Genomic DNA, 13567 nt, shown 5'->3' with positions numbered 1-13567 from the left:
GGTCCACCGGCCTCAGACAACTCGGGTAGCATTGGACACGGTCTGGATCCGATCTGAAGGGTGATCTCATGGGCTTCACTTCGTGGTGGCACTGGGCGATTGTCGCCGTCGTGCTGCTGATCCTGTTCGGCTCGAAGAAGCTGCCGGACGCCGCCCGAGGTCTCGGACAGTCGCTGCGCATCTTCAAGAGCGAGGTCAAGGAGATGCAGAAGGACGACAAGCCTGCCGACACCGCACCGGCATCTCCCGACGCCCCGCAGCGGGAACTCCCGTCGGCTGACAACACCCAGCCGGGCACGTCGTCGAACGCCGACACCAAGAAATCGGCTTAGGGGCGCGTCGGAGAATCCGAGTGCGCATCCCCTTCGACCCCCGACACCGCAAGCGCAAACTCAATCCCGACGGCACGATGTCGTTGGTCGAGCATCTCTATGAGTTGCGCACCCGCATGGTCATCTCGCTGTTGGCGATCGTGGCCACCACGATTCTCGGGTTCATCTGGTACAGCCACGGCTTCCTGGGCATCCCGTCGCTCGGCGACATGCTGCGCGGACCGTACTGCGACCTGCCGCCCTCGGCCCGTGCGACGCTGACCGCCGACGATTCCTGCCGTCTCCTCGCGACCGGCCCGTTCGACCAGTTCATGCTGCGACTCAAGGTCGCGCTCACCGCCGGTGTGGTCCTGGCATGCCCGGTGTGGATCTATCAGACCTGGCAGTTCATCACCCCCGGCCTGCATCAGAACGAACGCCGCTACGGCATAGCCTTCGTCACCGTCGCGACCACGCTCTTCGTCGCCGGCGCGGTTCTGGCTTATCTGGTGGTGGCGAAGGCCTTCGACTTCCTGTTGACCGTCGGCAACGAGGTCCAGGTCACCGCCCTCGCCGGTGACCAGTACTTCGGGTTCATGATCAACGTCCTGGTCATCTTCGGTGTCAGCTTCGAATTGCCCCTGCTGATCATCGCGCTCAATCTCGTCGGTGTCCTGACCTACGACCGGCTCAAGAAGTGGCGCCGCGGCCTGATCTTCGCGGTCTTCGTGTTCGCCGCCATCGTCACCCCGGGCCAGGACCCGTTCACCATGCTGGCCCTGGCCTGCGCGCTGACCGTGCTGCTGGAGTTCTCCATCCAGTTCGCGCGCATCGCCGACAAACGACGCGGCAGGCGGGCACCGAGCTGGGCCGGACTCTCCGATGACGAGGCCAGCCCGCTGCCTCCGACCCGCCCGGTCTCGTCGCCGTCGCCGGTCGCGACCTCGGCCGCGGGCACCTCGAACGCCACCCGGACCTCGACACGGGCACACGAGACATTCGACGACGTCCTGTGAGTCAACTCGACGCGTTCACGTCGCGGCTGGACTTCGGACTCGATCCGTTCCAGCGCCGTGCCTGCGAGGCTCTTGAAGCCGGTCACGGCGTGCTGGTCTGCGCACCGACCGGCGCGGGCAAGACCATCGTCGGCGAATTCGCGGTCCACCTCGCTCTCGCCGGCGGGACCAAGTGCTTCTACACGACCCCGATCAAGGCGCTGAGCAACCAGAAATATGCCGACCTCGCCGCCGTTCACGGCCATGAGTCGGTCGGACTGCTCACCGGCGACAGCTCCATCAACCCGGATGCGCCGATCGTCGTGATGACGACCGAGGTCGTGCGCAACATGATCTACGCCGAATCCCGCGCGCTCGACGGGCTGTCGCATGTGGTGATGGACGAGGTGCACTTCCTCGCCGATCGCTTCCGCGGAGCGGTCTGGGAAGAGGTGATCCTGCACCTCGAGCCGTCCGTGCGTGTGGTGAGCCTGTCCGCGACCGTCAGCAACGCCGAGGAGTTCGGCGAGTGGATCCAGACCGTCCGTGGCGACACCTCCGTCATCGTCGACGAGCACCGGCCGGTCCCGCTGTCTCAGCACATGCTGGTCGGCCAACGGATGTTCGACCTCTTCGACCCGGCCGATCGCGATCCCGCGGACCGGAAGGGGTCGCGTCCGCGGGTCAATCCCGAACTCAAGCGGCACATCCGTCACCGCATCCTGCTCGCCGAGGACGAGCGTGATTCGTCCCGGGGCCGAGGCCGGGGAGGTGGCGGGGGACAGCCGCGCCGACGCGACGGCCGGGGTCCACTGCTCTCGCGCCCGAATCTCGTCGGTCGCCTCGACCGTGAGGGTCTGCTGCCCGCGATCGGGTTCATCTTCTCCCGTGCCGGTTGCGACGCCGCCCTGGCTCAGTGTCTGCGGTCGGGTATCGCGCTGCTGACACCCGAGGAGGCCGCCGAGGTCGACGCCGTCGTCGACCGGCGCCTCACCGAACTCTCGCCCAGCGACGCCGACGTGCTGGGCGTGCAGGAGTGGCGCGAAGGTCTCCGCCGAGGCCTGGCTTCGCATCACGCCGGGATGCTCCCGACCTTCCGCCACGCCGTCGAGGAGCTTTTCGTCCGTGGGCTCGTCCGCATGGTGTTCGCCACGGAGACACTGGCTCTCGGGATCAACATGCCGGCCCGGTCGGTGGTCCTCGAACGTCTGGTGAAGTACAACGGCGAGTCGCACGTCGACCTCACCCCCGGCGAGTTCACCCAGCTGACCGGCCGCGCCGGACGCCGCGGGATCGACGTCGAGGGCCATGCCGTCGTGGTGTGGACACCCGAGGTCGTCCCCGAGGAGGTCGCCGGACTCGCGGGTGCCCGCACCTTCCCGCTTCGTAGCTCCTTCTCGCCGGAATACAACATGGCGGTCAACCTGCTCGGCCGGCTCGGTCTCGACGGGGCCCGTGAACTCCTGCACCGATCGTTCGCCCAGTTCCAGGCCGACCGCTCGGTGGTCGGGCTGGCCCGCAAGCTCCACGAATCGCAGCGGGCGCTGCGCAAGCTCGACGGCGAGCTGGCCCGCGCCGCCGAGGCCCGGGGTCTGGAACCCGGGGGAGTCGACGCCACCGGGGCACCGGCAGCGGGCGAGACCGAGGCGTACGCCGGGTTCCTCGGCTACGTCACGCTCCGCGAGGAGATCCGCCGTCGAGAACGAGACCTGAAGTACCGCAAGCGGATCAACACCGAGGATGCAATCGTCGCCGACCTGGCCGCGCTCAAACGGGGTCACGTCATCGGGGTGCCCGTCGGACGCCACCGGGGTCTCGCGGTGATCGTCGAACCGGCCACCCAGGCAGCAGATCCCAAGCCGCTGGTGGTCACCGAGGACGCCTGGTGCGGACGTATCGGGCTGCGTGACTTCGTCAATCCGCCCGAGGTCCTCGGCAACATGCGGTTGCCGAAGAACGCCGACCGCCGGACCGGACGCGGCCGCCGCGACCTCGCGTCTGCACTGCGGTCGACCGGGATAGAGATGCCCCGGGGGCGCTCCAAGAAGCGCGCCGACGCCGCCGATGACCCAGAGCTGGCCCAGATGCGTCGCACGCTGCGTGCCCATCCCGCGCATCAGATCCCGAACGGCGACGAGCTGTTCCGTCTCGCCGAGAAGCGCAACCGTCTGCTGCGCGACATCGTCACCGCCGAACGCAGCATCGGTGAGCGAACCTCGACGCTCGGTGTCACCTTCGACCACATCGTCGGTGTCCTCAGCGAGCTCGGGTACGTCGAACGCGTCCGCGAGGCCTCCGAATCGACCGGCCACAACATGCGGGTGACCGAGTCGGGCAAGCTGCTGGCCCGCATCTACAGCGAGAGCGATCTCGTGGTGACCGAGTGCATTCGCGCGGGCGTGTGGGACGACCTCTCGCCGGCCGACCTGGCCGCCGTCGTCGCCGCACTCGTCTACGAGAGCCGTCGCGACAGCTACGGCGGGGTCGATGCGCTGCCCGGCAGCACCTCGCTGCGTACTGCGATGGCCGCGACCGTGGACATCTGGTCGAAGGTGACGGCGGTCGAGTCGCGCCACCGGGTCAGTCCCACCCGGGAGCCGGACACCGGTTTCTCGCTCGCGGTGGCGACCTGGGCGTCGGGCCGATCGCTCAGCGAGGCACTGCTCCTCGCGGGCGAACGCGGTCAGCTGCTCTCACCTGGCGACTTCGTCCGGTGGAATCGTCAGGTCATCGACCTCCTGGAACAGATCCGGCTCTGCGTCGGCACCGACACCCGCCTGGGCGGCACCGCACGATCCGCGGTCAAGGCGATCCGCCGGGGAGTGGTGGCCGCCGAACTCGGTTGAGCCCGTCGGTTCACCAGACGACGCTGCGGGCCACCCTGCTCGAGGTTGCCTGATTGTCGTGTGTGCCTGAGGTAACGTTCATCCCGCATTCGGTGTCAGGGAGGGATGTCCCGGCACTGTCGCGTGACGTCACAGTTCGCCGACACCTCGTCGAGGTGGGAGCCGAGTGGGAGGGGACTCATGACCGACCCGAACAACCCGAATCCGTCCCAGCCCCAGCAGGGCCAGCCCGGCTCCGGCGACAAGACCGAGATCGTGAACACGGGCGGTTCCCAGGAGGGCGGCTCGCAGGCCGACCCCACGACGATGGCGCCCAACCCCGGTTACGGACAGCCCCAGCAGGATCCGTTCCAGGCGAATCCCTACCGGCAGAACCCCTACCAGCAGGCTCCCGGATACGCGCCCGGAGCGCAGGCACCGGGCCAGCCGGCCCAGAACCAGCCGACACAGGTCGGGTACCCCGGGGCGCAGCCCGGCCAGTACGGGCAACCCGGTGGTCAGCCCGCCTACGGTGCCCCGAACCAGGGTGCGCCCAACTACGGCGGACCCGCGCAGCCCTACGGTCAGCAGCCCGACCCCGCACAGTACGGTGCCGGACAGTACGGTGCCGGTCAGTACGGTGCGCCCGGCCAGTACGGTCAGCAGCCCTACAGTCAGCCGCAGCAGACCCCGGGCGCCTACGGCCAGAACCAGTTCGGCGGACCCGACCAGTTCAGCGGCATGGCGACGCCCAAGTCGAACAAGACGCTTCGGACGCTGCTGTTCGCCGGTGGCGGTGCGCTGATCGTGATCGCCGCGATCATCCTCATCACCGCCTTCGTCGCCCCCGGCTGGGCCCCGAAGAACCTCGACCAGCAGGCAGCCCAGGACGGCGTGCAGCAGATCCTCACCGAGGACTATCAGGCCAGCGATGTCAGCAATGTGAAGTGCCCGTCCGGCCAGCGCGTCAAGGAGGGGTCGTCGTTCACCTGCTCGGTGACCGTCGGCGGACAGGACCAGCAGGTCACCGTCACCTTCATCGACGACGAGGGTCGCTACGAGGTCTCGCGTCCCAGCTGACACGAGACCGCGCTGATCAGGCCTTGGGCCAGCCCAGCGCCTTCGACAACCGACCCACCGACGCCCCGATGCCCAGCTCCTCGACGAGCGCGGCCAGGGCCTCGGGGTCGGCCGGTTCCGACGGCAGCAGATCCGGGCCGCTGTCGATGGTCTCCGCGTCGGTGCGCACCGAGACGACGGTGCGGGCCGCCTCCAGGTAGTCCTCGGCGGCGAGCAGCGCCTTGCGTGCCCGCGTCGGGACCTTCGACGACGAGTCCCGGGCAGCCGCTTCGAGCGCGTCCAGGCTGCCGTATTCGCTGATCAGTTTCGCCGCGGTCTTCTCGCCGATGCCCGGTACACCGGGGAGGCCGTCCGACGGGTCGCCGCGCAGCATCGACATCTCCGCGTAGCCGATCCCGGCGCGATCGGCGGGTACGCCGTACTTCTCCCCGACCTCGACCGGCCCCATCATCTCCGCCTTCGCCAGTCCGCGCCCGACGTAGAGCACCCGCACCGGGACCGGATCATCGGAGACCACCTGCAGCAGATCGCGGTCACCGCTGACGACGACCACCGGATGCTCCGCCTCCTCCCAGGCGAGTGTTCCGATGACATCGTCGGCCTCGCAGCCGACCGCCCCCGAGGTCGCGATCCCCGCGGCGGCAAGGACATCCATGATCATGTCGACCTGCGGCGTCAGCGTGTCGGGCACTTCTTCGACGTCGATGGTCTCCGTGCCCGTGGCGTCGGTCGCACCGTCCTCGACCGCGACGCGGTGCGCCTTGTACGTCGGGATGAGGGCGGTACGGAACTCGGGACGCCAGTCGAGGTCGAGGCACACGACGAGCCGCGTCGGGTGTTCGCGTGTCACGAGATTCGCGATCGTGTCGATGAATCCCCGGACCGCGTTGACCGGTCGCCCGTCGGGGCTGGTCATCTTCTCGGGCAGGGCGTAGAACGACCGGAACCACAGGCTCGCACCGTCGAGCAGCATCAACGAATCCGTCACCTCCACACTCTCGCATTGACGGTGTCGCCGCGTCACCACGACCCGCACACCCGGCGGTAGTCTTCGACCATGGCTGCCACATCGACCACCGCCGGCCCGGCGGCACCGCTGTTCGATCCCGAGGTGTACCGCGAACGCATGCGACGCGCCGCGGAACTCACCCGCGACGCCGGCCTCGACGCGCTGGTGCTGGCGCCCGGTCCCGACCTGCGATATCTCGTGGGTTCGCGCGCCGACACCTTCGAACGCCTCACCGCACTCGTCATCCCCGCAGCGGGGGACCCGAAACTCGTCATCGCGCGCCTCGAGGTGCCGTCGCTGTCCGCCTCAGCCGTCGGCGACCTCGGCATCGAGGTGGCCGACTGGGTCGACGGCGACGACGCGCACGGTCTCGCGCTCTCCGGTCTGCCGTCGAATCCGACCATCGCGGTGTCGGATTCGATGCCCGCCCTGCACGTGATCCCGCTGGCCCGGCACACCGGCGCCACACCGCAACTCGCCACCGCAGTGCTGCGCGAACTCCGAATGCTCAAGGACGACGCGGAGATCGAGGCCCTGCGTCGTGCCGGCGCGGCCATCGACCGCGTCCATGCCCGGATGGGTGAATGGCTCAAGCCCGGACGCACCGAGCGGGAGGTCTCCGACGACATCGCGGCGGCGATCCTCGAGGAGGGCCACACCGAGGCCGCGTTCATCATCGTCGGTTCCGGACCCAACGGCGCCGACCCGCATCACGAGTTCTCCGACCGGGTCATCGAACGGTCCGACATCGTCGTCATCGACATCGGCGGACCGGTCGAACCCGGTTACAACTCCGACTCGACCCGCACCTACTGTTTCGAACCGCCCGCCGCCGACGTCGCCGACGCGTACGCCGCCCTGCACGAGGCGCAGCGGACTGCAGTCGCCGCCGTACGTCCCGGAGTCACCGCCGCCTCCATCGACGCAGCCGCCCGCGACCTGCTCCGCGAACGCGGCCTCGCCGAGGCGTTCATCCACCGCACCGGACACGGCATCGGCCTCTCGGTCCACGAGGAGCCCTACATCGTGAACGGCAACGACATCACCCTGCGCCCCGGCATGGCCTTCAGCGTGGAGCCCGGGGTGTACTTCTCCGGCCGCTGGGGTGCCCGCATCGAGGACATCGTCGTGGTCACCGAGGACGGCTGCGAGTCCTTCAACAACCGCCCGCACCAGCTGGTGCAGCTGTAGCTACCCCAGCAACGACGCCGACCCGAGCACCCGGGACACGCTGATCTCGATGACCACACGTCGAGGGTTGGGCTTCGGCTGCCGGTACCGCTGTGCGTAGCGCTGCTCCGCCTCGTGCACGCGTTCCGGTTCGCGGCTGACCCGCGCCGGACCCTCGAGGGTGAGCCAGCGGGGACCGTCGACGTTCGTCACCGCCGCGTAGCCGCCGCGCTCGACGTTGCGCACCTTCTGGCTGCCGTCGAAGGTGATCACCCGCGCCAGCCCGGCTTCGGGGTCCCAGGTGAAGCCCACGGCCACCGAATGCGGTGTCCCATCGGCCCGCAGCGTCGTGAGGGTGCCGAGATGGCGTTCGGTCAGGAACTCGAGTGCGGCGGGGCCGATGTCGGCAGCGGTACGTGACATGTCTGCCACGCTAGCGCCGGTGGGGTGACTTCGACGTGTCGGGGCTGGTGCGATACTGCTGTGCATGGCGTCTGAGACATCTGCGGGTTCGCTGGTCCTGTTCGGCGGCCGCAGTGAGATCGGTGTGGCCACCGCTCAGCGTTTGGCCGACGGGCGGACGGTGGTCCTCGCGGCCCGTCGGCCCGACGACCTCGCCGATCAGACCGCACTGCTTCTCGAGGCGGGCGCGACCGCCGTACACACCGTCGGCTTCGATGCCGACGACACCGACACCCACCCCGGGCTGATCGCGTCCCTGCTCGACGACTTCGGCCCGATCGGTATCGCGATCGTCGCGTTCGGGATCCTCGGTGACCAGACGCGCGCGGAAGCCGATGTCGCGCATGCCCTGCAGATCGCGCACACGGACTACTACGCCCAGGTCAGTGTGCTGATACCGCTTGCCGCCGCCCTGCGCGCACAGGGGTCCGGCACGATGATTGTCTTCTCCTCGGTCGCAGGGATCCGCGTGCGCCGGGCCAACTTCGTCTACGGCTCCACCAAGGCCGGGCTCGACGGCTTCGCCAGCGGTATGGCGGATTCGCTGCACGGCACCGGCGTCCGGCTGCTCCTCGCCCGACCCGGTTTCGTGATCGGCGCGATGACCAAGGAACTGATGGAGTCCGGGGTGAAACCCGCACCGTTCTCGAAGACTCCGGACCAGGTCGCCGATGCCGTCGCCCGCGCGTATCGCAAGGGGCGTGGTGAGGTTTGGATCCCGTCGGTGTTGCGCCCGATGTTCTTCGGCATGCGTCTGCTCCCTCGCGCGGTGTGGCGGAGACTGCCCCGATGAGTTCCACACCGTCGAATTCGGGTGTTCCGCCGCGCTTCGTGGTCGTCGGCATCGGCGCCGATGGTTGGCGCGGTCTCGGCGACGCCGCACGCGACGAACTGCGTGGTGCCCACGTGATCTACGGGGCGAGAAGGCAACTCGCACTCCTCGACGACGCCGGGCACGAGCTCACCGGCACGCGTGAGGTGTGGCGCTCGCCGATGTCGTCGCATCTCGCCGAAGTCCTCGAGAACGCCACCGGCCGTGTACACATCCTCGCCAGCGGCGATCCGATGTTCCACGGCGTCGGCGCCAGCATCGTCGCGCGGGTCGGGCCCGATCAAGTGCGGGTCGTCCCCACGGTGTCCAGCGCGAGTCTGGCGTGCGCGCGTCTCGGCTGGGACCTTGCGACGACCAGGATCGTCAGTGCCGTCACCGCCGACCCCGAGGTGGTCCTCACCGAGGTCACCGGCGGCGGACGTCTCCTCGTTCTCAGTCGGAACGAGATGACACCCGCTTCCGTGGCAGAACTGCTCTCGCAGAACGGATTCGGCGATTCGTCGATGACTGTCCTCGAACAGCTCGGTGGACCGGACGAGCGCATCCGTTCCTCGACCGCGGAATCCTGGGCACCTTCACCCGTGGACCCGCTCAACATCGTGGCCGTCGACTGCGTCGGACCACGTCGCAGCCGGATGCCCGGCCGCGACGACGACACCTACGACCACGACGGCCAGATCACCAAGTCCACGATCCGCGCGATCACTGTCGCCGCTCTCGAACCGGCCGGGGCGCAGCTCCTCTGGGACATCGGCTCAGGATCCGGAAGTGTGGCCATCGAATGGTTGCGCGCCGACGACCGGGGACGGGCGGTCGCCTTCGAGCAGAACGCGGACCGGGCGGAGCGGCTCACCGCCAACGCTCGCCGGCACGGCGTCGGTCATCGCCTGACGCTGCGCGGCGCCGCACCCGAAGCCCTTTCCGACGCACCGCCTCCCGACGCGGTGTTCATCGGCGGCGGCCTCGACGAGAAGGTCCTCACCTCCGCGTGGAACGCACTGCGACCGTCCGGACGGATCGTCGTCAACGCCGTCACCGTGGAGAACCAGGAGATCCTGGTCCGCTGGCATGCGGAACGCGGCGGCACCCTTCGGCGCCTGTCCGTGGAAACAGTCGCACCCCTGGGGACGATGAGCACCTGGCGGCCCGCGCTGCCGATCGTCCAGTGGGCCGCAACCAGAGACGACACAGCAGACAAGGCGGGATCGACGACATGACCGTCTATTTCATCGGCGCCGGGCCCGGCGCTCCCGACCTGATCACGCTGCGTGGCGCTCGGCTGCTGGGGGAGTGCCGCACCTGCCTGTATGCCGGGTCACTGGTACCCGGCGACATGCTCGAGTTGTGCCCCGACGACGCCGTCCTCGTCGACACGGCGCGAATGCCGTTGCCCGACATCGTCGATCACATCGTCGCCGCCCACGAACGCGGACACGACGTCGCCCGTCTCCACTCCGGTGACCTCTCGATCTACTCGGCATTGGCAGAGCAGCAACGCGAACTGCGTGCACGGGGCATTCCGTACGAGATCGTGCCCGGGGTACCCGCGTTCGCCGCCGCGGCCGCTGCTCTCGACACCGAACTCACCGTCCCCGGAGTGGGGCAGAGCCTGCTCATCACTCGGGTGTCGACGCTGTCGACCGACATGCCCCACGGCGAGGACCTGGCGAACCTCGCCGCAACCGGTGTGACACTCGCCCTCCATCTCGCCGCACACCGTGCCGGACAGATCGTCGAGGCGCTCGCACCGCACTACGGATCGGAATGTCCCACGGCGACCGTCGCTTTCGCGAGCCGACCGAACCAGCAGGTGGTGCGCTGTGCACTGAGCCGTCTACCGGAGACCCTGGACGCCGCCGACATCCGCAAGACCGCGATCATCTTCGTCGGTCGCGTGCTCGACGCCATGACGGATCCCGAGGTCACCGACAGTTACCTGTACTCCCACGCGCGAATGACGAAACTCCGCGAGACACCGCACCCATGACCGATGAACAGATCCTCATCCTCGGCGGCACCGGGGAGGCACGAGCACTGGCGGCGTCCCTGACCGAGACCGGGAGGTCGGTCATCAGTTCACTCGCGGGCCGCGTGGACAATCCGCGCCTCCCGGTGGGCCCGGTCCGCATCGGCGGCTTCGGAGGAGTCGACGGCCTGCGGGAGTGGCTGCTCAGCAACCGGATTCAGGCCGTCATCGACGCCACGCATCCGTTTGCGGCGACCATCACCCGGAACGCGGCGCAGGCCGCGTCGGAAGCGGGGGTGCCGCTGCTCCGGCTGCGTCGTGAACCCTGGGTCCCGTCCGACGCCGACCGCTGGATCCGCGTACCGGATCTCGCCACCGCTGCCGACGAGGTACGGCACCGCGGCAACCGGGTGTTGCTGACCACGGGTCGCCAGGACGTCGGCGAGTTCGCCGGCATCGACGACGTCTGGTTCCTGATCCGGGTCGTCGATCCGCCGACCGCGGAACTCCCTGCGCACCACGAAATTCTGCGGTCACGCGGGCCCTACGACTACGACTCCGAGCTTGCACTCCTGCGCGAGAATCGGATCGACCTGCTGGTCACCAAGAACAGCGGGGGATCGCTGACGAAGGCGAAACTCGACGCCGCCGCGACGATGGGGATCGACGTGATCGTCGTCGACCGTCCGATCGAGCCCGACGTCCCGGCGGTGTCAGAGGTTGCTGCCGCCCAGGCTTGGCTCGAGCGGCTGCTCGGCTGAGACCTGTTCCGGTTCCTCGGTGGGAGTGTGCCGGCGCGGGGTGAACACCAGCGGACCCCCGGCGCGGGACACCGCTCGGGTCGCCGACGAACCGATGATGAGCAACGTGCGCATGTCGACCACTTCGGGGTCGAGGCCGGCCACGGTCGTCGTGGTCAGTGACTGCTCCGGACCGCCCACATCGCGACCGAGGACGACGACCCGGTCGGATGAGACCGTCTGCAGCAGCGTGTGTTTGAGGGCCCCGACCTGCCACGACCGGCTGGCCGAACCCGGATTGTAGATCGCGATGACCAGGTCGGCGGCCAAGGCGGCACGGATGCGGCGCTCGATCACCGACCACGGCTTGAGCCGGTCGGACAGCGAGATCACCGCGAAGTCGTGACCGAGCGGCGCACCGACGGCCGCCGCGACGGCGGTCGCCGCAGTGATCCCCGGAACCACGCGCACCCGAACGTCATGCCACTGCGGTTCGGCGGCCACCTCGGTCACCGCGGCCGCCATCGCGAATACGCCCGGATCGCCCGACGACACGACCGCCACGCGCGCTCCGCGTCGGGCGAGATCGAGAGCGAACTCGGCACGCTCGGACTCGACCCGGTTGTCGCTCGCATGGACGCGCTGGCCCGGTCTCGGGGTCACCCGCTTGAGGTAGGTTGTGTACCCGACGAGGTCGGTCGCGGTGGCGAGTTCCGCGCGGACTTCGGGTGTCGTCCAGCTGTCGTGACCCGGTCCGAGACCGACGACCACCAGCTCGCCCGGTACCGGTTCCGGCTCGAAGCGCGGGTTGTTCCGTCGGCCGGGAACCACGAGGATCGAGAAGTACGGCACCTCAGCCGGATTCACCTCCGCCGCCGGCAGCACACGCTCGACGGTGGTCGACGCCCGTTCGACGTAGAAGGCCTCGTCGAGGCGGCCGGCCTCGCGCAACGCCTCCCGCACCCGTTCGAAGGTGCGGCCCAGTTTCATCACCACGATGGCGTCGGCCGAACGGAAGCGGAACAGCAGCTCTTCCGTCGATGCCGTACCCGGGACGACCGTCAAGGTCTCGTCGCCCTCCACCAGCGGAACACCGGTGGCCGCCGACGCCGCGCTCACCGACGTCACACCCGGCACGATCTCCGCATCGAAGTGCGGGGACAGCCGCTTGTGCATGTGCATGTAGGAGCTGTAGAAGAGCGGATCCCCCTCGGCGAGAAGGACGACGTCCCGGCCCGCGCGCAGGTGGACGGCGAGCCGTTCCGCGCTCTCGGCGTAGAAGTCGTCGAGTGCACCCTGATACCCGCCGGGATGGTCGGTGGTCTCGGTGGTGACCGGGTACATGAGACGCTCTTCGGTCTGGTCTTCGCGCAGATAGGGTTCGGCGACCGACCGCGCGATGCTGTTGCCGTGGCGCGCACAGTGATACGCGACCACGTCGGCGGTGCTGATCACCCGCGCGGCCTTGACCGTCATCAGTTCGCTGTCGCCGGGCCCGAGGCCGATTCCCCAGAGCTTGCCGGGCCGCTGATCATCGTTGACTGCAGGCACATTCACTCCTGAGGGGTGGCGAGCGCGTTGACGGCGGCGGCGGTGATCGCCGACCCACCACGACGACCGGTGACGGTGATGAACTCGAGATCGGTGCGGGCAGCGAGGGCCTCGCACGACTCCGCGGCGCCGACGAAACCGACGGGCGCGCCGACGATCGCGGCCGGGCGGGGTGCGCCCTCGTCGATCATGTCGAGCAGGGCGAACAACGCGGTCGGGGCATTGCCGATCGCGACGACCGCGCCCTCGAGGCGTGGCAACCAGAACTGCAGGGCAGCAGCGGTTCTCGTGGTGCCCATCTCCTCGGCCAGAGCGGGGAGACCCGGTTCGGAGAGATGGCACAGCACCTCGTTGTCGGCGGGCAGACGCTTGCGGGTGATGCCGGACGCCACCATCGACGCGTCGCAGAGGATCGGTGCTCCGGCCTCGAGTGCCCCGCGGGCCGCGCGTACGACGCCGGGTGTCGCGATGACGTCGCGTGTGAGATCGGTCTGTCCGCAGGCGTGGATCATCCGGACGACCACGGTCGACACGTCGGAGCCGAAGGCGGACAAGTCCGACTCGGCCCGAATCGTCGCAAAGGACTGGCGGTAGATCGCGGCGCCGTCGCGCAGGTACTCGGTCAT

Annotated in this window: 13 protein-coding genes; 9 read left to right on the top strand and 4 right to left on the bottom strand. The window is 68.8% G+C overall.

Annotated elements, in window-relative coordinates; translation table 11 throughout:
- Window positions 1–68: 68 nt before the first annotated feature.
- The 4 genes from tatA to GOALK_RS18655 all read left to right on the top strand — a co-directional run bounded on the left by tatA (window position 69) and on the right by GOALK_RS18655 (window position 5211).
- Window positions 69–332 (top strand): Sec-independent protein translocase subunit TatA, encoded by a 264-nt coding sequence (gene tatA / locus GOALK_RS18670; protein WP_006360392.1) that lies wholly within the window; start codon window positions 69–71, stop codon window positions 330–332.
- A 20-nt stretch (window positions 333–352) separates the two neighbouring features.
- Window positions 353–1327, top strand: coding sequence for a twin-arginine translocase subunit TatC (tatC, locus tag GOALK_RS18665; protein ID WP_006360391.1), 975 nt, complete (start codon window positions 353–355; stop codon window positions 1325–1327).
- Window positions 1324–4152, top strand: coding sequence for a DEAD/DEAH box helicase (locus GOALK_RS18660; RefSeq protein ID WP_006360390.1), 2829 nt, complete (start codon window positions 1324–1326; stop codon window positions 4150–4152). The genes tatC and GOALK_RS18660 overlap by 4 nt, the downstream gene beginning before the upstream one ends.
- 180 nt (window positions 4153–4332) lie before the next feature.
- Window positions 4333–5211: a DUF4333 domain-containing protein gene (locus tag GOALK_RS18655; protein WP_006360389.1), complete on the top strand. Its 879-nt coding sequence runs from the start codon at window positions 4333–4335 to the stop codon at window positions 5209–5211.
- A gap of 16 nt (window positions 5212–5227) precedes the next feature.
- Here GOALK_RS18655 and GOALK_RS18650 read toward each other — a convergent pair whose 3' ends face one another.
- Entirely contained in the window at window positions 5228–6184 is a 957-nt protein-coding gene (locus GOALK_RS18650; protein ID WP_006360388.1) for a 5'-3' exonuclease, read from the bottom strand.
- 84 nt (window positions 6185–6268) lie between these two features.
- Between GOALK_RS18650 and GOALK_RS18645 the strand changes: the two genes are divergently transcribed.
- Window positions 6269–7411 carry a M24 family metallopeptidase gene (locus GOALK_RS18645; protein WP_006360387.1) on the top strand — a complete coding sequence of 381 codons (1143 nt, stop codon included), beginning with the start codon at window positions 6269–6271 and terminating at the stop codon, window positions 7409–7411.
- On the opposite strand, the gene GOALK_RS18640 is transcribed toward GOALK_RS18645, so the two are convergent.
- Entirely contained in the window at window positions 7412–7813 is a 402-nt protein-coding gene (locus GOALK_RS18640) for a PPOX class F420-dependent oxidoreductase (protein ID WP_035751598.1), read from the bottom strand.
- A gap of 64 nt (window positions 7814–7877) precedes the next feature.
- Between GOALK_RS18640 and dprE2 the strand changes: the two genes are divergently transcribed.
- The 4 genes from dprE2 to GOALK_RS18620 are packed head-to-tail and all read left to right on the top strand — an operon-like array spanning window position 7878 to window position 11411.
- The gene (dprE2, locus tag GOALK_RS18635; protein ID WP_006360385.1) at window positions 7878–8645 is read left to right on the top strand and encodes a decaprenylphospho-beta-D-erythro-pentofuranosid-2-ulose 2-reductase; all 768 of its coding nucleotides are present in this window, start codon (window positions 7878–7880) and stop codon (window positions 8643–8645) included.
- A complete protein-coding gene (locus GOALK_RS18630; RefSeq protein ID WP_006360384.1) occupies window positions 8642–9901 on the top strand; it encodes a bifunctional cobalt-precorrin-7 (C(5))-methyltransferase/cobalt-precorrin-6B (C(15))-methyltransferase in 1260 nt (419 codons plus the stop codon). The genes dprE2 and GOALK_RS18630 overlap by 4 nt, the downstream gene beginning before the upstream one ends.
- Window positions 9898–10671 carry a precorrin-4 C(11)-methyltransferase gene (gene cobM / locus GOALK_RS18625; RefSeq protein WP_006360383.1) on the top strand — a complete coding sequence of 258 codons (774 nt, stop codon included), beginning with the start codon at window positions 9898–9900 and terminating at the stop codon, window positions 10669–10671. The genes GOALK_RS18630 and cobM overlap by 4 nt, the downstream gene beginning before the upstream one ends.
- Window positions 10668–11411, top strand: a complete 744-nt coding sequence (locus GOALK_RS18620; RefSeq protein WP_006360382.1) for a cobalt-precorrin-6A reductase — start codon at window positions 10668–10670, stop codon at window positions 11409–11411. The genes cobM and GOALK_RS18620 overlap by 4 nt, the downstream gene beginning before the upstream one ends.
- Here GOALK_RS18620 and GOALK_RS18615 read toward each other — a convergent pair.
- Together GOALK_RS18615 and GOALK_RS18610 are read right to left on the bottom strand one after the other, a co-directional pair.
- Entirely contained in the window at window positions 11364–12941 is a 1578-nt protein-coding gene (locus GOALK_RS18615; protein ID WP_035751601.1) for a precorrin-2 C(20)-methyltransferase, read from the bottom strand. The genes GOALK_RS18620 and GOALK_RS18615 overlap by 48 nt on opposite strands.
- A gap of 2 nt (window positions 12942–12943) precedes the next feature.
- Complete coding sequence (locus GOALK_RS18610; RefSeq protein ID WP_035751714.1) at window positions 12944–13567, bottom strand: precorrin-8X methylmutase; 624 nt, start codon at window positions 13565–13567, stop codon at window positions 12944–12946.

The sequence above is a fragment of the Gordonia alkanivorans NBRC 16433 genome (assembly GCF_000225505.1).
Lineage (GTDB): Bacteria > Actinomycetota > Actinomycetes > Mycobacteriales > Mycobacteriaceae > Gordonia > Gordonia alkanivorans.
This window is presented reverse-complemented; position numbering and strand designations above follow the sequence as displayed.

Bases quoted from the DNA above. Each gene is read 5' to 3' on its own strand.
- GOALK_RS18655 (WP_006360389.1), top strand. From the start codon at position 4,333: ATGACCGACCCGAACAACCCGAATCCGTCCCAGCCCCAGCAGGGCCAG.
- GOALK_RS18630 (WP_006360384.1), top strand. From the start codon at position 8,642: ATGAGTTCCACACCGTCGAATTCGGGTGTTCCGCCGCGCTTCGTGGTC.
- dprE2 (WP_006360385.1), top strand. From the start codon at position 7,878: ATGGCGTCTGAGACATCTGCGGGTTCGCTGGTCCTGTTCGGCGGCCGC.
- cobM (WP_006360383.1), top strand. From the start codon at position 9,898: ATGACCGTCTATTTCATCGGCGCCGGGCCCGGCGCTCCCGACCTGATC.
- GOALK_RS18645 (WP_006360387.1), top strand. From the start codon at position 6,269: ATGGCTGCCACATCGACCACCGCCGGCCCGGCGGCACCGCTGTTCGAT.
- GOALK_RS18610 (WP_035751714.1), bottom strand. From the start codon at position 13,567: ATGACCGAGTACCTGCGCGACGGCGCCGCGATCTACCGCCAGTCCTTT.
- GOALK_RS18620 (WP_006360382.1), top strand. From the start codon at position 10,668: ATGACCGATGAACAGATCCTCATCCTCGGCGGCACCGGGGAGGCACGA.
- GOALK_RS18650 (WP_006360388.1), bottom strand. From the start codon at position 6,184: ATGCTGCTCGACGGTGCGAGCCTGTGGTTCCGGTCGTTCTACGCCCTG.
- tatA (WP_006360392.1), top strand. From the start codon at position 69: ATGGGCTTCACTTCGTGGTGGCACTGGGCGATTGTCGCCGTCGTGCTG.
- GOALK_RS18640 (WP_035751598.1), bottom strand. From the start codon at position 7,813: ATGTCACGTACCGCTGCCGACATCGGCCCCGCCGCACTCGAGTTCCTG.